Annotated in this window: 22 protein-coding genes and 1 riboswitch; of the genes, 10 read left to right on the top strand and 12 right to left on the bottom strand. The window is 73.5% G+C overall.

Features of this window, described 5'->3' with window-relative positions; genetic code table 11:
- Nucleotides 1–41: 41 nt before the first annotated feature.
- The 4 genes from uraH (at nucleotide 42) to BI06_RS03860 (ending at nucleotide 4,511) form a co-directional block, all read left to right on the top strand.
- Nucleotides 42–377 carry a hydroxyisourate hydrolase gene (uraH, locus tag BI06_RS03875; protein ID WP_030392030.1) on the top strand — a complete coding sequence of 112 codons (336 nt, stop codon included), beginning with the start codon at nucleotides 42–44 and terminating at the stop codon, nucleotides 375–377.
- 28 nt (nucleotides 378–405) lie between these two features.
- Nucleotides 406–1,326 (top strand): factor-independent urate hydroxylase, encoded by a 921-nt coding sequence (pucL, locus tag BI06_RS03870; RefSeq protein WP_043465065.1) that lies wholly within the window; start codon nucleotides 406–408, stop codon nucleotides 1,324–1,326.
- 274 nt (nucleotides 1,327–1,600) lie between these two features.
- Entirely contained in the window at nucleotides 1,601–3,070 is a 1,470-nt protein-coding gene (locus tag BI06_RS03865) for a nucleobase:cation symporter-2 family protein (protein ID WP_078879673.1), read from the top strand.
- A 55-nt stretch (nucleotides 3,071–3,125) separates the two neighbouring features.
- Nucleotides 3,126–4,511: an 8-oxoguanine deaminase gene (locus BI06_RS03860; protein ID WP_030392027.1), complete on the top strand. Its 1,386-nt coding sequence runs from the start codon at nucleotides 3,126–3,128 to the stop codon at nucleotides 4,509–4,511.
- Between the two features lie 239 nt (nucleotides 4,512–4,750).
- Here BI06_RS03860 and BI06_RS03855 read toward each other — a convergent pair whose 3' ends face one another.
- Nucleotides 4,751–6,040 (bottom strand): MFS transporter, encoded by a 1,290-nt coding sequence (locus tag BI06_RS03855; RefSeq protein WP_051740194.1) that lies wholly within the window; start codon nucleotides 6,038–6,040, stop codon nucleotides 4,751–4,753.
- Nucleotides 6,041–6,095: 55 nt separating this feature from the next.
- Here BI06_RS03855 and BI06_RS03850 point away from each other — a divergent pair, with 55 nt between their 5' ends.
- Nucleotides 6,096–7,106: a helix-turn-helix transcriptional regulator gene (locus tag BI06_RS03850; protein WP_043465062.1), complete on the top strand. Its 1,011-nt coding sequence runs from the start codon at nucleotides 6,096–6,098 to the stop codon at nucleotides 7,104–7,106.
- 186 nt (nucleotides 7,107–7,292) lie between these two features.
- Here the strand turns inward: BI06_RS03850 and aceB are convergent, their stop codons facing one another.
- Nucleotides 7,293–8,942, bottom strand: a complete 1,650-nt coding sequence (aceB, locus tag BI06_RS03845) for a malate synthase A (RefSeq protein ID WP_043465060.1) — start codon at nucleotides 8,940–8,942, stop codon at nucleotides 7,293–7,295.
- 248 nt (nucleotides 8,943–9,190) lie between these two features.
- Between aceB and BI06_RS03840 the strand changes: the two genes are divergently transcribed.
- Together BI06_RS03840 and BI06_RS47665 are read left to right on the top strand one after the other, a co-directional pair.
- On the top strand, nucleotides 9,191–9,931 hold the full coding sequence (locus tag BI06_RS03840) for an IclR family transcriptional regulator (RefSeq protein ID WP_030392023.1): 741 nt from the start codon (nucleotides 9,191–9,193) through the stop codon (nucleotides 9,929–9,931).
- Between the two features lie 167 nt (nucleotides 9,932–10,098).
- Nucleotides 10,099–10,722: a hypothetical protein gene (locus tag BI06_RS47665; RefSeq protein WP_149030250.1), complete on the top strand. Its 624-nt coding sequence runs from the start codon at nucleotides 10,099–10,101 to the stop codon at nucleotides 10,720–10,722.
- 24 nt (nucleotides 10,723–10,746) lie between these two features.
- On the opposite strand, the gene BI06_RS45870 is transcribed toward BI06_RS47665, so the two are convergent.
- Nucleotides 10,747–12,015, bottom strand: coding sequence for a family 16 glycosylhydrolase (locus BI06_RS45870; RefSeq protein WP_255360184.1), 1,269 nt, complete (start codon nucleotides 12,013–12,015; stop codon nucleotides 10,747–10,749).
- A 3-nt stretch (nucleotides 12,016–12,018) separates the two neighbouring features.
- Nucleotides 12,019–12,184, bottom strand: a riboswitch (cyclic di-AMP (ydaO/yuaA leader).
- A 322-nt stretch (nucleotides 12,185–12,506) separates the two neighbouring features.
- On the opposite strand from BI06_RS45870, the gene BI06_RS47660 reads away from it, so the two are divergent.
- The gene (locus BI06_RS47660; protein WP_030392020.1) at nucleotides 12,507–12,836 is read left to right on the top strand and encodes a MoaF N-terminal domain-containing protein; all 330 of its coding nucleotides are present in this window, start codon (nucleotides 12,507–12,509) and stop codon (nucleotides 12,834–12,836) included.
- Nucleotides 12,837–12,926: 90 nt separating this feature from the next.
- Here the strand turns inward: BI06_RS47660 and BI06_RS03820 are convergent, their stop codons facing one another.
- Together BI06_RS03820 and BI06_RS03815 are read right to left on the bottom strand one after the other, a co-directional pair.
- Nucleotides 12,927–14,075, bottom strand: a complete 1,149-nt coding sequence (locus BI06_RS03820) for an esterase family protein (RefSeq protein ID WP_043465056.1) — start codon at nucleotides 14,073–14,075, stop codon at nucleotides 12,927–12,929.
- Between the two features lie 272 nt (nucleotides 14,076–14,347).
- The gene (locus tag BI06_RS03815; protein ID WP_233289994.1) at nucleotides 14,348–14,968 is read right to left on the bottom strand and encodes a TetR/AcrR family transcriptional regulator; all 621 of its coding nucleotides are present in this window, start codon (nucleotides 14,966–14,968) and stop codon (nucleotides 14,348–14,350) included.
- A 137-nt stretch (nucleotides 14,969–15,105) separates the two neighbouring features.
- Between BI06_RS03815 and BI06_RS03810 the strand changes: the two genes are divergently transcribed.
- Entirely contained in the window at nucleotides 15,106–15,870 is a 765-nt protein-coding gene (locus BI06_RS03810) for an SDR family NAD(P)-dependent oxidoreductase (protein WP_043465052.1), read from the top strand.
- Nucleotides 15,871–16,000: 130 nt separating this feature from the next.
- On the opposite strand, the gene BI06_RS03805 is transcribed toward BI06_RS03810, so the two are convergent.
- From BI06_RS03805 to BI06_RS03785, 5 genes are all read right to left on the bottom strand, one after another.
- On the bottom strand, nucleotides 16,001–16,921 hold the full coding sequence (locus BI06_RS03805) for a phosphotriesterase (protein WP_043465049.1): 921 nt from the start codon (nucleotides 16,919–16,921) through the stop codon (nucleotides 16,001–16,003).
- The gene (locus BI06_RS03800) at nucleotides 16,918–17,454 is read right to left on the bottom strand and encodes a carboxymuconolactone decarboxylase family protein (RefSeq protein ID WP_233289993.1); all 537 of its coding nucleotides are present in this window, start codon (nucleotides 17,452–17,454) and stop codon (nucleotides 16,918–16,920) included. Before BI06_RS03800 ends, BI06_RS03805 begins: the two co-directional genes overlap by 4 nt.
- A gap of 17 nt (nucleotides 17,455–17,471) precedes the next feature.
- Complete coding sequence (locus BI06_RS03795; RefSeq protein ID WP_043465046.1) at nucleotides 17,472–18,086, bottom strand: DUF4865 family protein; 615 nt, start codon at nucleotides 18,084–18,086, stop codon at nucleotides 17,472–17,474.
- Nucleotides 18,087–18,126: 40 nt separating this feature from the next.
- A complete protein-coding gene (locus BI06_RS03790) occupies nucleotides 18,127–18,693 on the bottom strand; it encodes a TetR/AcrR family transcriptional regulator (RefSeq protein ID WP_043465043.1) in 567 nt (188 codons plus the stop codon).
- 267 nt (nucleotides 18,694–18,960) lie between these two features.
- The gene (locus tag BI06_RS03785) at nucleotides 18,961–19,992 is read right to left on the bottom strand and encodes an LLM class flavin-dependent oxidoreductase (protein ID WP_043465040.1); all 1,032 of its coding nucleotides are present in this window, start codon (nucleotides 19,990–19,992) and stop codon (nucleotides 18,961–18,963) included.
- Nucleotides 19,993–20,354: 362 nt separating this feature from the next.
- On the opposite strand from BI06_RS03785, the gene mgrA reads away from it, so the two are divergent.
- A complete protein-coding gene (gene mgrA, locus BI06_RS03780; RefSeq protein ID WP_043465037.1) occupies nucleotides 20,355–21,347 on the top strand; it encodes an L-glyceraldehyde 3-phosphate reductase in 993 nt (330 codons plus the stop codon).
- Between the two features lie 234 nt (nucleotides 21,348–21,581).
- On the opposite strand, the gene BI06_RS03775 is transcribed toward mgrA, so the two are convergent.
- Both BI06_RS03775 and BI06_RS03770 read right to left on the bottom strand, forming a co-directional pair.
- Entirely contained in the window at nucleotides 21,582–22,658 is a 1,077-nt protein-coding gene (locus BI06_RS03775) for an LLM class flavin-dependent oxidoreductase (RefSeq protein WP_030392010.1), read from the bottom strand.
- A 3-nt stretch (nucleotides 22,659–22,661) separates the two neighbouring features.
- Nucleotides 22,662–23,597 (bottom strand): ABC transporter substrate-binding protein, encoded by a 936-nt coding sequence (locus BI06_RS03770; protein WP_043465034.1) that lies wholly within the window; start codon nucleotides 23,595–23,597, stop codon nucleotides 22,662–22,664.
- Between the last annotated feature and the right edge of the window lie 54 nt (nucleotides 23,598–23,651).

The following is a 23,651-nucleotide window of genomic DNA, read 5'->3' as shown; positions in this document are numbered from 1 at the left end:
TCCCCCGCACCACCTCTGCCATCAGTAAGGTCACCTCACCCATGACTGGCATCTCCACCCACGTGCTCGACACCAGCCTCGGCCGCCCGGCCGAGGGCGTCCCGGTCGAGCTCGCACTGCAAACCGAGGGTGGCTGGCAGGTGCTCGGCACCTCCGCCACGGACTCCGACGGCCGGGCCAAGGACCTGCCGGCCGTGGAGGCGGGCTCGGTCGTCCGGCTGCTCTTCGACACCGGCGCGTACTTCGCCCGGAAGTCCGCGGAGCCGCCGTTCTTCCCCGAGGTCACGATCGTCTTCACGGTCGCGCCCGCGCAGCACCACTACCACGTGCCGTTGCTGCTGAACCCGTTCGGATACTCGGTCTACCGCGGAAGCTAGACCGATCGATTGATATGGGAGCCATGTCATGGCCCACGTGCTCGGTCAGAACCAGTACGGCAAGGCGGAGAACCGGATCGTCCGCGTCTACCGCGACTCGACCCGCCACGAGATCAAGGACCTGAACGTCTCGGTCGCCCTCTCCGGCGAGTTCGACGACGTCCACCTCACCGGGTCGAACGCCAACTGCCTGCCCACCGACACCACCAAGAACACCGTCTTCGCCTTCGCCAAGGAGTACGGGATCGACTCGGCCGAGGCCTTCGGCATCCTCCTGGCCCGGCACTTCGTCGACGACACCGAGCGCGGTGTCGTGCACCGGGCCCGGATCCGGATCGAGGAGTACTCCTGGGACCGGATCCGCACGCCCGACAGCAGCGCCCGCTTCATCGGCTCCGAGGAGGTCGGGCACTCCTTCGTCCGCACCGGCCAGGAGGTCCGCACCAGCGAGATCGTCTACGACGGGGACTCCGTCCAGGTGATCTCCGGACTGAAGGACCTGGTCGTGCTGAACTCCACCAACTCGGAGTTCTGGGGCTACATCAAGGACAAGTACACCACCCTCCAGGAGGCGTACGACCGGATCCTCGCGACCCAGGTCACAGCCCGCTGGAAGTACGGCTTCACCGGCCGTGACAACGAGGCCCAGCCCAACTGGAACCGCAGCTACACCCACGTCAAGCGGCACCTGCTGGAAGCCTTCGCCGAGACCTACTCCTACTCGCTGCAGCAGACCCTGCACGCGATGGGCACCCGCGTCCTCAACAACCGCGCCGAGGTCGACGAGGTCCGGCTCGAACTCCCCAACAAGCACCACTTCCTGGTCGACCTGGAGCCGTTCGGCCTCAAGAACGAGAACGAGGTCTACTACGCCGCCGACCGGATGTACGGCCTGATCGAGGGCACCGTGCACCGCGAGGGCGTCGTACCGGTGATCCCGGTCGCCTGAAACCGGCCCGCCGGCCTCCCGCCGGCACCGGGCACCACCTGCTCCACCTGCTCCACCCGCTCCACCCGCTCCACCTGCTCCACCCGCAGCACCACCTCCTGCACCACCTGCTTCTCCACCCCCACCCATCGGAGACCGTGCCCAGCCTCACGGCGGCCGGCCCGGGGAGCTGGAGAACCCGCCCCGAGGGACTCCTGCACCGCCGTCCCCGCCCTCGGGGGACACCTCCAGCGTCACGGGCGCGCCGAGAGCCGAGGCACAAGAGGGGCTCGACATGGCACCCAGCACCACCGGCAGCAACGACGGCGGTTCCACCCCTGCGAGAACTCCCGGCCCGGACGGCGCACCGGCACGCCCCGCCGGCACGCCGTCCGGACCGGAGGTCCACCCCGTGGACCAGCTCCTGCCCCCGGTGAGGCTCCTCACCAGCGGGCTCCAGCACGTGGCCGCGATGTACGCGGGAGTCGTCGCTCCCCCGCTCATCGTCGGCGCCGGCGTGGGCCTGAGCCCCGCCGAACTCGCCCTCCTGATATCGGCCAGCCTGTTCACCGCCGGACTGGCCACCCTGCTCCAGACCATCGGCTTCTGGCGGATCGGCGCCCGGCTGCCGTTCGTCAACGGCGTCTCGTTCGCCGGCGTCGCCCCCATGATCGCCATCGCGAAGGAGCACGGGCCGAAGGACGCCCTCCCGGTGATCTTCGGCGCGGTGATCGTCGCGGGGATCCTGTGCCTCCTCGCGGCACCGTACTTCTGCAAGCTGATCAGGTTCTTCCCACCGGTCGTCCAGGGCACCGTGATCACCCTCATCGGGGTGTCCCTGCTCCCGGTGGCCGTCAACTGGGCCCGCGGCGGTTCGCCGGACGCGCCCGGTTACGGCTCCACCAAGGCCATCGGGCTGGCCGCGCTCACCCTCGGCGCGGTGGTCCTCGGCAACCGGCTGCTGCGCGGCTTCTGGCAGCAGCTCTCCCTGCTCGTCGGCCTGGCGGTCGGCACCCTGCTCGCCTTCCCGCTCGGGCTGGCGGACTTCGGCGCCGTCCACGAGGCCCGGGTCTTCGCCCTGCCCTCGCCCTTCCACTTCGGCGCGCCGATCTTCGACGCTGCCGCGATCGCCTCGCTGTGCATCGTCATGGTGGTCGCCATGACCGAGTCCACCGCCGACATGCTCGCCCTGGGGCGGATCGTCGACCGCGAGGCGGACGAGAAGACCCTCGCCGCCGGACTGCGGGCCGACGGCCTCGCCACCGCCGTCAGCCCGGTCTTCAACGGCTTCGCGGCCAGCGCCTTCGCCCAGAACATCGGGCTGGTGGCACTGACCGGGATCCGCAGCCGGTTCGTGGTCGCCACCGGCGGCGGACTGCTCGTCCTGCTCGGGCTCTTCCCGGTGCTCGGCGCGGTCGTCTCGCTCGTCCCGCAGCCCGTCCTGGGCGGCGCCGGGATCGTGCTCTTCGGCACGGTCGCCGCCAGCGGCATCCGCACCCTCGCGGAGGCCGGCCTGGACTCGGGCGCCAACACCGTCCTGGTGTCGGTCTCGCTCGGGGTCGGCATCATCCCGATCGCCGCGCCGACCTTCTACGACGCCTTCCCCGAGGCCGCCCGCACCCTGCTCCACTCCGGCATCTCGGCCGGCTGCGTCGCGGCCGTCCTGCTCAACCTGCTGTTCCACCACCTCGGCGCCACCCGCCGGGCCGCCACCGAGGGGTCTCCCGACCCGTCGGTGCCGACGGCGACGCCGTCACCCTCCTGACCCACCGGGCGGGCATGCGCCCCGTGCCCGCCCGGCCCTCCCCCTTGGAGTCACCATGGCAGTCCAGCCCCCGCCCGCCGATCAGCGGATCGTCATCGAGAACGCCGCGATCGCCACCGTCGACGCCCACGACACCGAGTACGCCCGCGGCCACGTGGTGATCCTCGGCAACCGGATCGAGTCGGTCGGCAACGGCCCCGCCCCGGCCTGGCTGGACAACGTGGTACGCCGGATCAACGCCGAGGGCCACCTCGTCACCCCCGGCCTGGTCAACACCCACCACCACTTCTACCAGTGGATCACCCGCGGCCTCGCCCAGGACAACATCCTCTTCGACTGGCTGGTCGCCCTCTACCCGACCTGGGCCCGGATCGACGACCGGCTCGTGCACGCCGCCGCCCAGGGCTCCGCCGCCGCGCTCCTCAAGTCCGGCTGCACCACCGCCTCCGACCACCACTACGTGTTCCCCAAGGACGGCGGCGACATCCTCGGCGCCGAGATCGAGGCCGTCCAGGAGCTGGGCCTGCGGTTCACCGCGCTGCGCGGCTCGATGGACCGCAGCAAGAAGGACGGCGGCCTGCCCCCGGACCACGCCGTCGAGGAGCTGGACGCGATCCTCACCGCCTCCGAGGAGGCCGTCGACCGCTACCACGACGCCTCCGCCGACTCGATGCTGCAGATCGCGCTCGCGCCCTGCTCGCCGTTCTCGGTCTCCACCCGGCTGCTGCGCGAGTCCGCCGAACTCGCCCGCCGCAAGGGCGTCCGGCTGCACACCCACGGCTCCGAGACGGCCGAGGAGGAGGCCTTCTGCAAGGAACTGTTCGGGATGGGCCCCACCGACTACTTCGAGTCGGTCGGCTGGCTCGGCGAGGACGTCTGGATGGCGCACTGCGTCCACATGAACGACTCCGACATCGCCAAGTTCGCCGAGACCGGGACCGGCGTCGCCCACTGCCCGTCCTCCAACGCCCGGCTGGCCGCCGGGATCGCGCGGGTCCCCGACATGCTGGCGGCCGGCGTCCCGGTCGGCCTCGGCGTCGACGGCACCGCCTCCAACGAGTCCGGCGAACTCGGCACCGAGCTGCGCAACGCCCTGCTGATCAACCGGCTGCACGGCACCCCGACCGCGCTCACCGCCCGGCAGGCGCTGCGCCTGGGCACCATGGGCGGCGCCCGGGTGCTCGGCCGGCACAACGAGATCGGCTCGATCGAGGCCGGCAAGCTCGCCGACCTGGCGCTGTGGAAGGTCGACGGCATCATGCACTCCTCGATCGCCGACCCGGTCGCGGCGCTCGCCCTCGGCGCGCTGCCGCCGCTGGCCGTGCTCTTCGTCAACGGCAACGCCGTCGTCGAGAAGGGTCAGCTCACCACGGTGAACGAGGACCGGATCGCACAGGCCTGCGCCCGGGCCGCCAAGGAGCTTGCGGCCCGCCCGATCTGACGATCCGTCCTCTCAATTCCGCCGCTCCACCCGAACTCCGGGCCGCCCCAGGGACGGTGCGTCACCCGGACTCCGCCGGTCGGTCGGACCCGGGCTCTCCCGGTCCGGCCCGCCCGGCCGGCGGACCGCGGCCCCGGACCCACGGCGAGGGTCCGGGGCCGCGGCGTGCCGCCGCACCGGAGCCGGCTCCCACCCCCGTGGGGCGCCCGCACCGGTGCGCGACGGGCCGGGTCCCGGCCTCAGCCGGGGCGGACGGCCGCAGCCGGGGCGGCACCCGGGGCCGGTCCCCGCGCGGCCGCCGTCAGCGCCGGTCCAGCGAGCGCGAACACCCCCGCCAGCACCACCCAGCCGACCGCCCCGTGGTCCACCGCCGTCAGCGTGACCACCAGCGGCCCGATCACATGCGCCGCCGCCTGCCCGCTCATGAACACCCCCTGGTACTCGCCGTGCGAGCGCGGGTCCGCCAGGTCCAGGCTGAGCGTCCACCCGCCCGCCGAGGTCAGCAGCTCCCCCAGGGTGTGCACCAGCGCCCCCACCAGCAGCGCGCCGGCCGCCGCCCAGGCCGGGCCGTACTGCGCCGCCGCGTAGACCAGGCACCCGCCCGCCAGCAGCAGCGCCCCGCGCGCGCAGGCCCGCGCCGCCGACGCCACATCGGTGACACCCCGGCTCGCCCGCACCTGGAACACCACCACCAGCAGGCAGTTGACCACATTGACGGCCGCGACCATCGCCGCCGGGGCCCCGGTGCCGAGCACGATCCAAAGCGGCAACCCCACCATCAGCACCGCGAGTTGGAGCTCCAGTACCGCGTGCAGCGCCGTGACCAGCAGGTACCGGCGGTCGCGCAGCGCCGTCCGGGGACCGCGCGATCCGTCGGCGGCGGCACCCCCGGTACCCGTTCCGGCCGTGGTGGTCGCCGACACCGGCAGGCCCGCCAGCAGCACCGTCACACCCAGGAAGCTCAGCGCGTCCAGCACCATCATGGTCACGTATCCGGTGTAGCTGTCGGCCTGCAGCGCGAGCACCGCACCGCCGGAGCCGACCACCAGGCCCGCGTTCATCACCGAGCGCAGCAGCGCCCGCGACCGCACCTGCCCCTCGGCGGGAAGTGCCCGGGCGATCAGCGCGCTGCGCACCGCCGCCCCTCCGCGCGACAGCACCGTCGCGGCGCAGGTCAGCACCACGAAGACGGCCAAGGAGTGCACGAAGGCGTAGCCGAGCACGGCCGCCGCCTCCAGCGGGCCCACCACCAGCAGCAGTTGCTTGCTCCCGACCCGGTCGGCGAGCCGCCCCATCGGCACCCCGGCGAACACCCCGCACACACCGGCGACGGTGAGGCCGAGCGCCACCGAAGTGGGCGTCAGACCGATGGAGCGGGTGAAGAACAGCACGTTCACCGTGACGAAGAGCCCGTCCCCGACGGAGTTCACCAGCGCCATCAGGACGAGTCTGCGCAGCAGCGGGTCGGCGGGCAGGAGGCGTCGGCCGGAGGCGCGCGGGCGCGCCCCCGTGCGGGGGGAGGAAGTCATGCACCAAGGACAGCGGGGTTCCCGGACGGGCGGAATTCTTTTACCGTTACGGTCAATGTTCGAGTTCCGCCTCGGGGTCGAGGACCTCGCCGCCACCTGGTTCGCCTACTCCCCCCTGCAGGAGGCGGTGCTGGGCCTGCGCGCCCGCCGCTGGACGTGGTACTACCCGGAGCAGCAGCCCTGGATCGCCGGCTGGCAGGACCGCTGGGAGACCCTGGACACCGCGCTGCTGGACGCGCTGATCACGCCGAACGCCTTTGTGCCGGACTTCCTGACGCCCCGCCCCGCGGTGCCCCGGCCGGACTTCCACGACGAGCTCGCGGAGCTGGCCGGGACCCCGCCGGAGGAGGTCAGGACGGATGTGCTGGCCGCCTACTCCGGCGACGGGAGTCCGCTGCCGCCGGTGCTCACCGCGCTGGTCGACCGCCCGGTGGAGCTGCGGGACCGGGTGGCGGAGGCGCTGTCGGCGTACTGGACGCGCTGCCTGGCCCCCGCCTGGTGGCCGCGGGCGCGGGAGGTGCTGGAAGCGGACCTCGCCCACCGGGGCCGGATGCTCTCGGAGCGCGGTTCCGAGGGGTTGTTCGCGGACCTCGACGGCCGGATCTCCTGGCGGGCCGGGGTGCTGCGGCTGAACGACTCCAATCCGGCGGTCCAGGCGCTGGGCACCTCGGTGGACGTGGCCGGGCGGGGCCTGGTGCTGATCCCGACGCTGGCCGGGCTCGGTGCGCAGACCGACATCACCCAGGACGGCCCGCCGCTGATCGTCTATCCGGCGCGCGGCCGGGCGACCATGGCGGAGGGCCTGGCCGCACGGGCCGGGCCGGGCGGGGCGCCGGCCGCCCTGGTCGGACTGGTCGGCGCGGCGCGGGCGCGGCTGCTGGTCCTGCTGGCGTCGCCCGCCACCACCACCGAGCTCGCCCACCGGCTGGGGGTGACGCCCGGCGCGGTCAGCCGCCACCTGGGGGCGCTGACCGCGGCCGGTCTGCTGGACCGCACCCGGCACGGCCGCCGGGTGCTCTACCGGCGCAGCTCCCTCGGTGACGCACTGACCTGCCGCAACGGGTGACGGGCCGCGACGCCCTGTCGAGTGCCGCTCCACCGAGTACCGCCGGGCGGAGCGTCGCCGGACCGGGTGTCGTCGTACGGAACGGCGCACCCGGCGGCCCGAGTGCGCCGCCCCGGCGGGGACCCGGCGGCGTGCCCGGCCGGTAGCGTGGGCCTCGGCCGGGCAGGGGCGGTGCGGGCCGGGACCTCAGCCGAGCAGGGGCAGTGCGGGCAGGGTCAGGAAGTCCGCGAACTCCTCGGCCAGCGCGACCTGTTCGAAGAGCTGGGCGGCCTCGCGCCAGCGCCCGGCGGCGTACACCTCGTCGCCGACCTCGGCCCGCAGCGCGGTGAGTTCCTCGGCGACCAGGCGGCGGACCAGGTCGGAGGTGGCCTTCTCCCCGGTGTCGGCGAGGACGACGTCGTTGTGGATCCACTGCCAGATCTGCGAGCGGGAGATCTCGGCGGTGGCGGCGTCCTCCATCATGTTGAAGATGGCGACCGCGCCGAGGCCGCGCAGCCAGGCCTCGATGTAGCGGATGCCGACCTGGACGGCGTTGTGCAGCCCGTGCCGGGTGCAGCTGCCGCCGGCGCCCGCGATGTCGAGCAGCTGGTCGGCGGTGACCGGCCCGTCCGGGCCGGGGTTGTCCTTCTGGTGCGGGCGGTCGCCGAGCACGGCGTCGAAGGAGGCGCGGGCGACCGGGACGAGGTCCGGGTGCGCGACCCAGGAGCCGTCGAAGCCGTTGCCGGCCTCGCGGTCCTTGTCGGCCTGGACCTTCTCCAGCGCGGCCGCGTTGACCTCGGGGTCCCTGCGGCTGGGGATGAACGCGGCCATGCCGCCGATGGCGTGCGCGCCGCGCCGGTGGCAGGTCCGCACCAGGAGCCGGGTGTAGGCGGCCATGAACGGCGAGGCCATGGTGACGGTGTTGCGGTCGGGCAGGATGTAGTGCTCGCCGGCGTCGCGGAAGTTCTTGACGATGGAGAACAGGTAGTCCCATCGGCCGGCGTTGAGGCCGGCGGCGTGGTCCCGCAGCTCGTGGAGGATCTCGTCCATCTCGAAGGCGGCGGTGATGGTCTCGATCAGCACGGTGGCGCGGACCGTGCCGTGCGGGATGCCCAACTCGGCCTGGGCGTGGGTGAACACGTCGTTCCAGAGCCGGGCTTCGAGGTGGCTCTCGGTCTTCGGCAGGTAGAAGTACGGCCCGGAGTTCGGGTCGCCCGCGCCGCGGGCGAGCAGCCGGGCGGCGTTGTGGAAGAAGTAGAGGCCGAAGTCGAGGAACGCGCCGGCCACCGGCTCGCCGTCGACCAGCAGGTGGTTCTCGTCGAGGTGCCAGCCGCGGGGGCGGACCACGACGGTGGCGAGTTCGGCGGCCGGGCGCAGGGTGTAGCTCTTGCCCGCGTCGGTGGCGAAGTCGATCCGGCCCTCGAAGGCGTCGATCAGGTTGATCTGACCGCTCACCACGTTCTCCCAGGTCGGGGAGGTGGCGTCCTCGAAGTCGGCGAGCCAGACCTTCGCGCCGGAGTTGAGCGCGTTGATCACCATCTTGCGGTCGGTGGGGCCGGTGATCTCGACCCGGCGGTCCTGGAGCGCCTTCGGCGCCTCGGCGACCCGCCAGTCGGCGGCGCGGACGTCGGCCGTGCCGGGCAGGAAGTCCAGGGTGCCGGTGCGGGCGATCTCCGCACGGCGCTCCCGGCGGCGGGCGAGCAGTTCGCGGCGCCGGCCTTCGAAGGAGCGGTGCAGGCCGACGACGAAGGCGACCGCCTCCGGAGTGAGCACCTCCTCGGCCCGGTGGACGCGCGGACCCGCGACCGTGACGACCGGAGCGGTGGGGGAAGCTCCGGGTCCCTGATCTGCAGCCATGAGCAGGACACTCCTAAGTGGAGGGCTTGATTCTGTAAGGTGGAGACTAGTTTCCGCGATACAGAATTTCAACGGTTTGTTGAGATGATCGCTGGGACTGTACTCCTCCTCCGACCGCGAAGGGAACGCCGGTGGCCCCGACCTCCGAGAGCAGTGAGAGCACCGAAAGCAGCGGGAGCACCGCGAACGGCGAGGGCGGCGCCCCGAAGGCGCCCGCCACGACGGCGCCGGAGCGCACCGGCGGCGGGGTGCAGTCCGTCGAACGGGCCTTCCAACTGCTGGAGGCGCTCGCCGACTCCGGCGGCGTGGCGACGCTCAGCGAGCTCTCCACCTCCTCCGGACTGCCGATGCCGACCATCCATCGCCTGGTTCGTACCCTCGTGCAGCAGGGCTATGTCCGCCAGGACACCGCGCGCCGCTACACCCTCGGCCCGCGGCTGATCCGGCTCGGCGAGACCGCCGGGCGACTGCTCGGCAGCTGGGCCCGCCCCTACCTGGCCGAACTCATGGAGGCCACCGGCGAGACCGCCAACCTCGCGGTACTGGAGGGCGGCGAGGTGGTCTACGTCGGGCAGGTGCAGTCGCGGCGCTCGATGCGGATGTTCACCGAGGTCGGCCGCCGGGTGCAGCCGCACTGCACCGGCGTCGGCAAGGCGCTGCTGGCGCAGCTGCCCGACGAGGAGGCGCGCGCCGTGCTCGGCCCCAACCCGCTGCCCGCGCACACCCCGCACACGGTCACCGACCCGCAGGAGCTGATGGCCCAGCTGGCCGAGGCGCGCGAGCGCGGCTATGTGGTCGACGACCAGGAGCAGGAGATCGGGGTGCGCTGCATCGCCCTCGCCGTGCCCGGCGCTCCGACCCCGACGGCGCTCTCCGTCTCCGGTCCGGAGGCCCGGATCAGGGCGCTGGAGGAGCAGGCCGGCGCGGCCTCGCTGGTGCCGGTGATGCACGGGATCGCGGCCCGGCTGGGGCAGGTCCTGGCACCCTGACGTACGTTCAGTGCGAGCGACGCGCCCGGGCGTTCACCCGTTCGAGCCACCCTTCGGGCCGTCCGAGGGCGGGTCGCCGCGGCCCCGGAGACCCTTCGGCGACGCTGGTCCGGATGCCGCCCGCGACGACGCGGGTGTGCCGGACACGAAGGGTTGGGTGAGCGGCGATGACCCGCAGCGGTTCCGTTCGGAAGCTTCTCGGCAGGTCGTTGGTGACGGGGTGCGTGGTGGCGGTGCTGGCCGCCGGACAGGCCGGGGCGGTCTGTCCGCCGGACGACAAGGCGCCCGCGCCCGGGGCGAGCGCCCCGGCACCGGGGGCCGGTGACCCCGGCGCCTCGGCCCCGGGCACGACCGCCGACCCGGCGGTGGCGGCCGTGCCCTCGAACTCCGACCTCTACGTCGTCCGGATCGACCCGGACCCGGCCGCGCCCGGCGGCACCACCGTCCTGCACGCCTTCGTCGGCAACCTCGGCCCGGACCGGACCGCCTCGCCGTTCACCGTCGTGATCACCCTGCCCGAGGGGGTCACGGCCGAGCCGCCGTTCTTCCCGGAGAACTGCTACGAGTTCCAGAACGGCCACCGGGTGCGCTGCACCTTCCCGGCCGGTCTGCCGAAGTTCCGCAGCGCGACCGCGCTGATCCCGCTCCGGCTCTCCCCCGAGGTCCCCCTCGGCACGCTGGCCGGCGGTTATGTCGCGGTGCGCGGCGACGACGACCGGATCGAGAGCAACAACCGGCAGCCGTTCACGATCGAGGTCGTCGAGTCCACCGGTCCGAGGCCGATCGTCTGACCGTCGGCCCCGGACCGGTGACTGCTACCGGTAGACCCGGACGTAGTCCGCCGCGAAGGTGATCGGCGTGGTGCCCGAGGGCGCGGGGTGGTAGTTCCCCGCGCTCAGGGACAGGTTGAGGATCGGGTACGCGGTCCAGCCGGCGCCGACGCCCTTGCCGTCGGAGAAGACCTTGGTGCCGTTGATGTACCAGTCGACCGAGGTGGCGCCGTAGTGGGTGCCGACGGTGACCCAGCTGTCCTTGGCGATCGCCTTGGCGTCGGTGACGTACAGGTGGCCCGGGTTGATGTGGTTGGTCAGCTCCAGCAGGTTCGGGTTGTCGCTGTGGTACTCGAAGGAGTCGATCTCCCCGTGGGTGCCGCTGGTGCTGTTCCACGTCCACAGCGCCGGCCAGGCGCCGGTGCCGGCCGGGAGCTTGACCCGGGTCTCGATGTAGTCCCCGGTCTTCACCTTGAAGCCCTCGCTGGAGTACTCGGTGGTGAGCAGGCCGGTGTCCCAGGCCTGCTTGCCGTTCTCCAGCGTGTGCGTGCCCGGCCGGGCGGTGAAGGTGGCGACGCCGCCGGAGACGGCGACGTTGTTCTTGTTCAGCCAGTCGAGCTTGTTGTCGTTCGGGTTGTGGTCGCCGTAGTGGTAGGAGCTGCTCCGGTCGGCGGTCCAGCGGGAACCCAGGGCGAGGCTGTTGAAGTCGTCGGACCAGGTGAGCGTCTTGCCCGCGACCGGGGCACCCGTGGTGGGGGTGGTCGGCGTCGGCGTGGGGGTGGGCGTCGGCGTGGGGGTCGGCGTCGGCGTCGGGGTGGCGGCGGAGACGACGAGCTCGCGGGAGGGCAGGTTGTGCCAGCCGCCGGTGCTGTCCTGCCAGAAGCCGAACTGGGTGTAGGTGCCGGCGGCCAGGGTGCGCGCGCCGGTGGTGACCGTCAGGCCGGCCGGGCAGACCTGGACGTTGCTCTTGTTCCCGGGGAAGTCGAGGTTGTGCCCGGCCGCGTCGCGGATGCCGACGCCGACGGTCTTCGCGGTGAAGCAGGACGAGGAGTGCAGGGTGAGCGAGCCGGTCGCCGCCTTGCCCGCGACCATGGCGGCCGGGGCGAGCTTGTCCTGGGTGACGGTCGGCAGGGCGGCGGCCTGGGCGCCGGTCACGGCCGGCAGGCCGAGCAGTCCGGCACCGGTGACGGCGAGCGCCCCGGTGGCGGCGAGGGCGGCGCTGCGGCCCCGGTGGGAGGGACGGGCGTGGCGGGGCGCGGGGTGGCGGCCGAGGGCGCGCCGGTTCGGCGCAGGCTGCGGGGAGGCAGTGGGCATGGCAGTGGTCCTCTGCGACGCCTACGAGGTGAGCTGTCGGGTTCGGGCGCGAGGTTGCCCGGCCGTCCGGAGAGCGGCTTCACCCCTAGCCGCGACTCGCACGCTCTGGGCGCGCGGCCGGGCACTGACCTGGGTCCCCCGCTCCCGTCCGCTGTGGTGCTCGATTGCCGGCCGGCGGGTGGACGGGACTCGGCGTCCCGACGGCGGGGCTCCGCTGCGGCGGAAGCCTCTGCAGGCTAGGCAGGCCGTCCGCGCACGGACAACCTTCCGGGGGCTGTTGTCGCGCAGCTCACACCGCCGCCCCGCGCTCCCGAGCGGCCGTTCCGGGTCGCCGTGGGGGCCGCGGTGGCCGTGGTGGCGGGTCCGGCGGGGAAAGTGCGCCACGGAGGCGGGGTGGTCGGATAGGTTGGAGATCCATCCGCGTCCGGAACCGTCCGGGTCGCAGCGAGCACCACGACAGCACGTCCAGAGACGAGGAGACCCGCCCCGCCATGACCGCGTCCCCGCCCGCCTTCGCCGGCCGTACCTTCCTGTTCCGGGTCGACAACGGCGCGGCGTTCCGCAACGCGTACTCGGCCGACGGCAAGCGGCTGCGCTGGGAGGGCCTCGGCGAGTCGGCGGGCCAGTGGGAGGACGTCTCCCTGCACGTCGCCGAGGTCGGCCCGCAGCTCTACTTCGTCAGCTGGACCGAGGTGAGCGGCATCACCGTGAGCCACGTGATGGACCTGGCCCGGATGACGGTCCGCGCGTTCTGGACGTACGAGGGCGAGGGCGGCCGGGTCGGCGAGCTGCACACCGGCACCCTGGAGCAGGTGGCCTGAGCGCCTGCCCGCACGGACGCCTTCCCGGACGGACGCCCGGCCGTACCGGTCGGGCCGACCGGCCGACCGGCCGACCGGCGGCAGGGACGGTCAGGCCGACGGGCTCGCGGCCGGGACGGTCAGGCGCTGGGAGATCCACTCCAGTGAGGACGGGAGCAGCTTGCTCCAGGTCTCGAAGTTGTGGCCGCCGGCCTCCAGCATGCTGTAGGAGACCTTCATCGGGGCGTGCGCGGCGGCCACGAACGCCTCGGTCTCGCGCCGGTAGTTGCCGTCGCCCTCCCGGGTGCCGGCCAGCAGCACGGAGATCGCGGGCTGCGGCAGGTTCTTGAGACGCCACATCAGGTCGGCCTCGTTGCGGCGCTGTTCGCTGCCGTTGTAGAGGTCGCCGGTGCTCGGGTCGTCGGCCGCCTGGTAGTAGCCGGAGAGCGAGACGGCGGTCGGGTAGACGTCGGGGTGGCGCATCGCCAGCTTGAGCGCGCAGTAGCCGCCGGTGGAGTTGCCCATGAACGCCCAGGACTTCGGGTCGGCGGAGACCCGGTAGGTGGCCTGGATCGCCGAGGGCACGTCCTTGGCGAAGTAGGCGTCGGTCTGCGCGCCGTTGGGGACGTCCTCGCACTCGGTGTCCTGCGGCAGCGCGGGCGAGGGGCGCACCAGCACCAGCACGGTCGGCTGCATCCGCCCCTCCTGGAGCAGCTTCAGCGCCGCGCCCGGGTAGTTGAGGCGGGTGACGAGGTTCTTGGCGATGCCCGGGAAGCCGGTGCTGACGACCAGGACCGGGAACTGCTTCTGCTCGTACTCGGGCTGGAAGTACTGCGGCGGCAGGTAGACGTAGCCCTCGGTGGAGAGCCGGGTGGTGGCGCCGTCGATGCGGACCTCGCGGATCTCGCCGGACTTGTCGCGGTCGCGGCCGAGCGCGCCGCCGCCCTGCACCTCGGCGTGGCCGATGGTCTCGACGCGCAGCCGGCCGGAGGCGTCCACCTTGTTGTGGATGACCACCGGCCCGCTGTCCCCGGTGCCCAGCAGGTCGTCCCAGCTGCTGTAGAACGCGAAGTAGTTGTTGGCGACCAGGCCGAGCGCGGCGAGCACCGCCAGCTGGGTGGCGAGCAGGGCGCCGATCCGGCCGAGGACGGCCTTCCAGCTCTTCTTCGACAGTCTCGGCCACAGCCAGACCGTCCCGACCATCGCCGCGACGGCGATCAGAACGGTCAGTGCCAGCACCTTGTGGCTCGTCAGACCCATGTCGTGTTTGCTCCCACGCCTCGTACTCCCCAGCCCCCGGGGGAAGGACACCCGGGAGGGCCGCCCCGGTTCCCCCGTCCGCAGTGGGGCACCGTCGCCGAGGCGCGACCACCCAGCCTAGCCGCTCCGGAGTGCCCCCCGCCCCCGCCGACCAGCGGTGACGCCCTCGGTCTTGAGGAGGAGAAGCGGGCCGTGGGGATGTGCTTCCGGCCCTTGCTCCGCCTGCTGCGGCCGCTGCGGCTGCTGCGGCGGAGCGGGTGACGGAGGCGGCGTCAGTTGACGCGGGTCCACAGGTCGAGGCCGGCGGTGAGCTCGCGCATGCAGCGGGCACCGAGGTCGCGCGGCGAACCGGGGCCGGTGGCCGGGGCGCCGGAGCGTGCCCATTGCTCCAGCGCGACCCGGATCGCGGCGGTGGCGGCCGCGGCGGCGAGTCGGATCTCCAGCAGGTCGGTGCCGGGCGGGCAGCGGTCGGCGATCGCGGCCCGCAGCCGCTCCTCGGAATCGGCGTGCACCCGCTGCCAGACCGTGGCCAGCCGGGGGTCGCGCAGCAGGTCGCGGGTCCAGCGCAGGGCCTCGACGGCGGTCGCGTCGGACGGGCTCAGGGACTCCGCCGCCGAACGCTCCAGCGCCTCGCGGACCGGCAGGTCGGAGGCGCTCTCCGTGAACAGCCGCACCCAGCGTTCACCGCCGGCCGCGAGCAGCGGGGCGACGGCGTCCTCCTTCTCCGAGAAGTAGCGGTAGAAGGTGCGCAGCGAGATGCCGGAGGCGGTGGCGATCTCCTCGGCGGTGGTCGCCTCGGCCCCGCGGGCGGCGAACAGCTCGGCCGCGGCCTGGGCGATCTCCAGCCGGGTGCTCTCGCGGCGGCGCTGGTTCAGGGTCGGACGTCCGGTCACGGGCACAGCGTACGCGGACGAAGGGATCGGTGGCATCTCACGTCGATACGGCGTGTCGAGCCTTTTTGGCACGACGTGTCATTCAGGCGTACCGTGTCAGCGAGGTCGAGAGACCACGAACGGAACGGAGAACCACCATGGAGCGCTTCACCGGACGGAACGTCCTGATCACCGGCGGCGGCTCGGGCATCGGCCGGGCCACCGTGCACCGGATCCTCGCCGAGGGCGGCCGGGTCGTCGCCGTCGACGTCAACGAGGACGGCCTGAAGTCCACCCTGGACCGCGCCACCGCCGACGGCACCGTTGACCGCCTCACCACCACGGTGCTGGACGTGTCGGACGAGGCCGCCGTTCGGACCGTCGTGGCCGAGGCGGTCGCCGCGCTCGGCGGTCTGGACGTCCTGGTCAACGCGGCCGGCATCCTGCGCTCCGCCCACACCCACGGGACCAGCCTGGAGTTCTGGAACAGGATCGTGGCGGTCAACCTGACCGGGACCTTCCTGATGACCCGGGAGGCGCTGCCCGCGCTGCTCGCCGGCGGCAAGGGCGTGGTGGTGAACTTCAGCTCCACCTCCGCCACCTTCGCCCACCCCTACATGGCCGCCTACGCCGCGACCAAGGGCGGCATCCAGTCGTTCACCCACGCGATCGCCGCCGAGTACGCCAAGCAGGGGCTGCGTGCGGTGTGCGTCGCGCCGGGCAGCATCGACAGCGGCATGACCAACAACCCGGGCCTGCCGGCGGACGCCGACTTCAGCCTGCTCGCCAAGCTCTCGCCCGCGCTCGGGCAGGGCTTCGCCGGGCCGGAGACCGTCGCCGGTGTGATCGCCATGCTCGCCTCGGACGACGGCGCGTTCGTCACCGGGACCGAGCTGCGGATCGACGGCGGCACCCACATGTGACGTCGGCTTTGTGGCGCCGGCTTGGTGACGTCGGCCTTGTGGCGCTGGCTTGGTGACGTCGGCCTTGTGACGTCGGCCTTGTGACGTCGGCGGGCTCCGGGGCCCGGCCCCCGGACGGCGGTGGCCGGGCTCAGCCCCGCCACTCCACCGCGAACGCCCGGGCCGGGTTGGCGGTGAGGATGCCGTGCGGGACCTCGGGGCCGAACGCCCGGGCCAGCCGGGGCGCGAGGGCGGTGAGCAGGTGCGTGGGCCCGGGGGCGGAACGGGCGGTACGGGTGGTGGTGTCGCCGCCGAGGAGCACCCGGTCGCCGTACCCGGCCTCGACCAGGGCCGCCACCGTGTCGAAGAGGTGGTGGTCGGTCGCGTGGTTGGCCCGCGAGGGACCGTCCAGGGCCACGAAGGCGCCGCGGGCGGCGAGTTCGCGGTGCAGCCGGAGGTCCGGGAAGCGGTTGAGGTGCCCGAGCACCACCCGCTCGGGCGGCACGCCGAGGCGCTCGCAGAGCAGGTCGAGCACATCGGGTGCGGCGGTGCCGAGTTCGTGGTGCACGGCGATCGGCGCGCCGGTGGCGTGGTGCGCCTCGGCGGCCGCCGCCATCACCCGGCGGGTGTGCGGGTCGAGGCCGTGGTAGTCGCCCGCCACCTTGACGAGTCCGGCGCGGACGCCCTCGGGGGCACCCCGCAGCCCGGCGGTCAGCTCGGCGGTGAAGAAGGCGGCCAGGCCCTCGTACCGCCGGTCGAGTTCCGCCGGGTCGTAGTGGACCGCCTGGTGCAGCCCGGTGGCCGCGACCAGGTGGACCCCGGTCGCCCGGGAGAGTCCGGGCAGCGCGTCGGCCCGCCGCCCCATCCCGGCGGGCGTCCACTGGACGAACGCCCGGCCGCCGGCGGCCGCGAAGCCCCGCAGCACCGCCTCGGCGGCGGCGGGATCGTCCAGTTCCTCCCCCGGCAGCCTGGGGCTGCGCAGGAAGAGGTGGTCGTGGGCGTCGCAGACGCCGAGTTCGGCCGGATCGAGGTCGCCGAGGACGGTGCGGACCCGGCTGCCGGGGGCGTTCACTCCGCCGCTTCCCCGGTCCCGGGCGCCCCCGCAGCGGCGGCGGCCGCTTCCGCCTCGGTCTCGGTCTCTGTCTCGGCCTCGGTCTCGGTCTCGGTCTTGGTCTCGGTGAAAACGGCGGCGGCGACGCGCAGTCCGGCCAGCGCCTTGGGCACGCCGACATAGGGCGCGAGGTGGACCAGGACCTCGGTGACCTCCGTCCTGGTCAGGCCGATCCGCAGGCTGTTGCGCACATGGTCGGCGAGTTGCGGCTCGACGCCGCCGAGCGCGGTGAGCGCCGCCAGGTTGGCCACCTGGCGGTCCCGCAGGGCGAGTCCGGGCCGCTGGTAGGTGCCACCGAAGAGCGCGGTGACGATCCAGTCCGCGAAGCCCGGCGCGAGCTCGTCGAGCGGACCGAGCGTGCCGGAGCGGGTCCGCTCGCCGGCCAGTTCGGCGAGCAGGGCGTGGCCGGCGGCGCGGTCGAACGGGGAGGGCACCAGGCCCGCGTCGAGGTGGCGGTCGGCGGGCGGTGTCGGAGTGGTGGCTGCCGAATTCACGGGACGGGACGGTCCTTTCACCAGTGGCGGCCGACGGGCAGCCGGTCGAGTTCGGGGCTGGAGAGGTGGTGCACCCGGTAGCGGGTGCCGGGCGCCCCGGCCGGGGCGTCCGCGCGCCAGAGGGCGATCCGCAGCAGTTCCCAGCGGGCCGGGTCGAGGGCGACGGCGGCGGTGTGCAGGTCGGGGTGGTCGGGGAGCTCGGCCAGGGCCCGTTCGACGGCCTCGGCCGGGTCCGCGCCCTCCGGCAGCCGCTCCGTCAGCCTGGTGGCGGCGACCGGACCGGCCGGACCGACCGCGGCCGGGCCGTCGGCCGCGGGGGCGCCCGTCGCCGGACCCCGGCGGAGGCCCGCGCCGATCCAGTGCCGGACGGCGGGGCGGCCGAAGTCCGCGCAGAGGGTGCGGAATCCGGGACCGAGCAGGAAGGCGTTCAGGCCCTCGGTGGTGCGCCAGAGGTAGAACGGCGCGTACTGGTTGACCGGCGAACCGTCCAGGCCGCGTTCGCGCACCAGGTACGCCTTGAGGCCGAGGCCGGGCCAACTGTCCAGCAGTGGGCCCTTGGTGGCGATCCGGCGGTGGACGGTGCGCATGTCGTAGTCGGCGGGCAGGGTGATCTCGTACTGCATCGCGTGCACGGCGGACTCCGGGTGGACGTGTCGGGAGCTGTGCCGCCGCTCAGTCGCGGCGGTGGGCGGCGAACAGGGCGAGGGCGCCGCGGGCGGCCCGCTCGAACGGTTCGGCGCTGTCGGCGGCGCGGGCGAGCACATAGCCGCCCTGCACCACGGCGACCACGGCGGCGGCGAGGTCGGCGGGCTCGGCCCCGGGCCGCAGTTCGCCGTTCGCCTGCCCCTCGGCGATCACGGCGGCGAGCCGCCCGCGCAACCAGTCGAAGGTCTCCTCGACGGGCGCGCGCAGCCGGGGGTCGGCAACCACGTCCGGGTCCTGGGCCATCCGGCCGATCCGGCAGCCGCGCAGGGCGTCGCGCTCGCGCCCCAGATAGGCGGCGACCCGCTCGTAGGCCGTCCCGGGACCGGCGAGGTCGGCCTCGGCGACGGCCCGCATCTGCTCCGCGCTGCGGCGCAGGGCGGCGGCGGCGAGGTCGGACTTGCCGTCGAAGTGGTGGTACATGCTGCCCTGGCCGACGCCTGCCCGCTGCTGGATGGCCTTGGGGCTGGTGCCGACGTAGCCGCGCTCCCAGAGGAGTTCCTGGGTGGTCTCGATGAGGCGGTCCTGGGTTGCCATGGCCGCCACTGTACCTACTGGTACAGCTTGCTGTACATACCAGTAGGTACAGAACCTCGGGACGCGCCCCACGAACCGGGTCCGGTCGACCCGCGACCGTGGACGGTGGACCGTGGGCCGCCCCCCGGCGGTCCACAGCCCTGCGAGATCGTCGTCCCCAGGAAAACCGCACGGCACTCGCCCGCGGACCGTGGCGCGCGTCACCTCACGGGCCACCGCCGGCCACGGTGCGTCACCGACGGCGGAGCGGCGCCCCGTCGGAGCCGATCAGGGCCGCCGGGACGGCAGTTCACGCCGGACCACCGGCGCGACCTCGCCCGCGAACAGCTCCAGCTGCTCGCGCTGGGCCCCCTCGGTGAGCAGGTCCACACCGACGCCCACCACCTCGTTGCCGAAGGCCTCGTGATAGCGGTGGATCTTCTCGATCACCTGCTCCACACTGCCGACCAGCAGGGAGCCGCGCTCGACGGCGTCCTCCAGCGAGGTGAACGTCGAGCCGCCCCGCCGCCCCGCCGCCCACTTCGCCGTCGCCTCCCAGTACGGGCGGAAGCCGGCGAACGCGTCCTGCGAACGCCGGGCGACGAACAGTCCGCCGAAGCCCGTGCCGACCCGGGCGTCCTCCGGGGCGCGGCCGTAGTGCTCCCAGCGCTCCCGGTAGTGGTCCACCAGCGCCTTGTACTGCTCCATCGGGTGCGAGGTGTTGGCCGAGAACAGGGGATCGCCGTAGCGGGCGGCCAGGTCGGTGGAGAGCGTACTGGTCGCGCTGCCGTGCCAGACCGGGATCGGCTCCTGGTGGGGCCGCGGCCAGGTGGTGACCGCGTGCAACGGCGGCCGGGTGCTGCCCTCCCAGGTCACCTTCTCCTCCCGCCAGAGCCGGCGCAGCAGACCGTAGTTCTCGGCGAGCGCCTCCCACTGCCGTTCCTCCGCCAGGCCGAACTGCTCGAAGAGGCGCGGATCGTTGCCCTTGCCGATGATCAACTCGAGGCGCCCGCCGGAGATCTGGTCGACGAGGGCGTACTCCTCCGCCGCCCGGACCGGATCCGCGACGGACAGCACGGTGACGGTCGTGAACAGCCGGATCACCGAGGTGCGGGCGGCGACGGCGCTCAGCAGCACGGCCGGAGCCGGGGACAGGAACGGCTCGCCGTGCCGCTCCCCCACTCCGTAGCCGTCGAAGCCGAGACGCTCGGCGGTGACGGCCTGGTCGATGATGTTGTGCACCTTCTCGTGCGGAGTGCGCCGCACGCCCGTGACGGGATCGGGCACATTGGACGCGAGGGACGAGACGATGAACCGCACAGCGGTCTCCTTGGGGGCGCTCGGTGGGCGGACGGCCGGCGCGGCGGCCCGGCGGAGCGCCCCGCGATCGGCCGCTCACGCAGGGGCAGCACCGAAGGGTCGGATCGCGCGGGGCCGGTCGGGAGTTCGGGGACCGGCGTTCAGCACGCGGCGCTGCGGGGGCGACAACAGCGCAGGTCGACGGCACGGACGCACATCGCTCCGGCCCCCTCCGCTCGCACGCGCACGATCCACGATCTCCCGCGAGCATAGGCACCGGCCCGCGCTCCGGGCAAGGGCCGTCCCCGGCACCCCGGGTGCGGCTCCCGGCGGCCGCGGCCCGTCCCTCGGCCGGCCGGTCCCCACCTGGCAGGATGTCCGGCATGAGCTACCTCGCTGCGGATGACCGCTATGCGTCGATGACCTACCGCCGGGCCGGCCGCAGCGGTGTGCTGCTCCCGGCCGTCTCCCTGGGCCTGTGGCACAACTTCGGCGACACCCAACCGCTGGACGTCCAGCGGGCGGTGCTGCGCCGGGCCTTCGACCGGGGCATCACCCACTTCGACCTGGCCAACAACTACGGTCCGCCGTACGGCAGCGCCGAGCGCAACTTCGGCCACCTGTTCGCGCAGGACTTCCGCCCGTACCGGGACGAGCTGTTCATCGCCTCCAAGGCCGGCTACGACATGTGGCCCGGGCCGTACGGCGACGGCGGCAGCCGCAAGTACCTGCTGGCCAGCCTGGACCAGTCGCTGGGCCGAATGGGCCTCGACTACGTGGACGTGTTCTACTCGCACCGCTACGACGCGAACACCCCGCTCGAGGAGACCATGGGCGCGCTGGCCTCCGCCGTCCGGTCCGGGAAGGCGCTCTACGCGGGCATCTCCAACTACCCGGCGGAGCAGCACCGGGAGGCCGTGGCGATCCTGCGCGACCTGGGCACGCCGGTGCTGATGAACCAGTGCTCGTACTCGATCCTCAACCGCCACGTCGAGGACGAGGGCGTGCTGGACGCGGTCGCCGACACCCGGACCAGCCTGATCGCCTTCTCGCCGCTCGCCCAGGGGCTGCTGACGGACCGCTACCTCTCCGGCGAGGTGCCGAGCGGGTCGCGGATGTCGGTCGGCAAGTTCCTCCGCGAGGAGGCGCTCACCGGGGCGAAGCTCGACCAGCTGCGGGCGCTGAACAAGGTGGCCGAGCGGCGCGGGCAGACCCTGGCGCAGCTGGCGCTGAGCTGGGTCCTGCGGGACGAGCGGGTGGTGTCGGTGATCATCGGGGCCAGCAGCGTCCGGCAGCTGGACCAGAACCTCGACGCGCTGGCGGGCGGTCCGCTGACGGACGAGGAGCTCGCGGAGATCGACGCGCTCAGCCGCTGAGGCGCGCGCCGGGCCGCCGGAGCGCCCCCGGGACGGAACACGCGGTGCCCCGCCGGTCGATGCGTGACCGGCGGGGCACCGCGCTCGTTGGACCGCGGGTACGGGACCGTCCGTACGCGTCCTTCGAGATCTCGGGAGCCCGTCGTGCGGATGTACCTCCTCCGGACCGCCGCCCGCTTCGCCCGGCAGCTGGCGCTGACCTCGCCGCTGCCGTTCCCCCTCCTCCCGGGCGCCCTACCGGCGTCGGACGCCCAGCGCCGGTAGCACCGTCTCGGCGACCCGGTGGGCCTCCTCCAGCAGTGGATTGCCGGAGAGGATGAAGGTGTCCACCCCGAGCGACTCGAACTCCTGGAGCCGCTCGACCACCTGGGCCGTCGATCCGACCACGGCGGTGCCGGGGCCGGGGCGGAACAGGCTCATGCCGGGCCACATGTTCGGGTGGACCTCCAGCTCCCGGGCCCGCGCCGGCACCTTGCCGCCGTGCTGCCGGAACTGCCGCTGCCAGCCGACGCCGTCCTCGCCGCGCACCCCGCCCAGCTGGCGGGCGTAGGTGGCCTCGCTGGTCACGTCGAGGAGCCGGTCGGCGGCGGCCCAGGCCTCGTCCTCGGTGTCGCGGACGATCAGGTGCAGCCGCAGGCCGATCCGCAGGGTCCGTCCGTGCGCGGCGGCGCGCTCCCGGACCAGGTCGAGCTTCTCCTTGAGCTGCTGCGGCGGTTCGCCCCAGGTGAGGTACACGTCCACGTGCTCGGCGGCCATCTCGATCCCGGCCGCCGAACTGCCGCCGAACCAGAGCGGGATGCCGCCCGGCTGGACCGGGGTGAGCTCGCGCAGGCTCGCCCCGGCGTTCCGGAGGTCGTAGAACTCCCCCTTGTGGTCGAAGACCTCGCCGGCGGTGAGGCGCTTGACGATCGACCAGTACTCGGCGCTGAGGCGGTAGCGGTCGTCGTGCTCGACGTGCAGGCCGTACTCGCGCAGCTGCTCGGTGGAGCCGTTGACCACGTTGAAGCGCAGCCGGCCGCCGTGCAGGTGGTCGAAGCTGAGCGCCATCTTGGCCAGCAGGGTGGGCGAGATCAGCCCGGGGTGCACGGCGAGCAGCGGCTTGAACGCCGGGGTGGTGGCGGCGGCGAGCGCGTTGCCGAGGTCCCACACGTCGTGCAGGTCGGTCGCCAGCAGCGCACCGGTGTAGCCCAACCGCTCGACGCTGCCGGCGAGTTGCTGGAGGTAGCGGAGGTCGACCGGGCGGCGTCCGGACGGCTCCCAGGGGTAGTGGCCCTCGCGCGGGATGATGTACCAGAGGAATTCGGAGGCCATCGGTCAGACCGCCCGGGTGTCGGCGGCGGCGGCCGTCGGGTCCGCGGTCGCCGCCGCGGCCACCGGGGCCTCCAGGGCGGGCAGATGGGCGTCGGCGACGACCACCTGCCGGTCGACGAAGCCGACCCGGTGGAAGATGTCGGCCGCCTCCTGCTGCTCGGCGACGAACCCGGCGGTCGCCGGCTCCAGCCGCCACGGCAGCCCGGCCAGGGCGGTCCGCCAGTCCTCGGCGCTGCCGCCGAGGTCAGCCGCGGCGATCGCGGCCGCCTCGGACAGGTTGGCGGCCACCCAGGCGTCCGCGCGGCGCAGGGCGGTGACGATCGCCGCGACCACCTCGGGCCGGTCGACGGCGAAGCCGCGCCGGGTGAAGAACACCGAGCGGTCGGTGATGACGTCGCCGGTGCGGACCAGCTCGCGGAACCCGCCCTCGCGCCGGGCGGCCGCCAGTTCGGCGCCCTGGGCGATCCAGCCGGCGATCGCGCCCTCGCGCAGCCGCCGCGCCTGGTCCTCCCCCGCCGCCGGGCGGACGGCCGTGACATCGGTCGCGTAGGACAGGCCCTCCGCATGCAGGGCCTTGGCGAGCAGGTGGGTCTGCCAGGAGCCGATGGCCAGGACGACGGTGCCGCCCTTGAGGTCCGCGACCGACTTCACCGGTCCGTCGGCGCTCACCAGCAGCGCGCCGTGGTCGGGCCGGGGCGCCGAGACCGCAGCGTAGACCAGGTCGTGGCCGGCGGCCTGGGCGGTCACCGGCGGGGTGGAGCCCGTGCCGCCGAAGTCGATCACGCCCTCCGCCAGCAGCTCGCCGGTGCGGGTCCCGTCGGTGTAGCGGTGGAACTCGCCGGTCTCCCCGAGCGGTGCCAACTCCTCGGCCAGGTAGTCGAGTCGGGAGAGGTAGTAGAGGGAGGGATTGCTGGCGTGGACGCCGAGGGTGATGGCCATGGGATCAGCTCCTGTGGTGCGGGTGGGGCGGGGGGCGGGACGAGGGGGAGGCGG

Origin of the sequence: Kitasatospora sp. MBT66, assembly GCF_000710405.2 — a bacterium.
Lineage (GTDB): Bacteria > Actinomycetota > Actinomycetes > Streptomycetales > Streptomycetaceae > Kitasatospora > Kitasatospora purpeofusca.
Note: the sequence above shows the minus strand (reverse complement) of the source record. Positions and strands in the feature narration are given on the sequence as shown.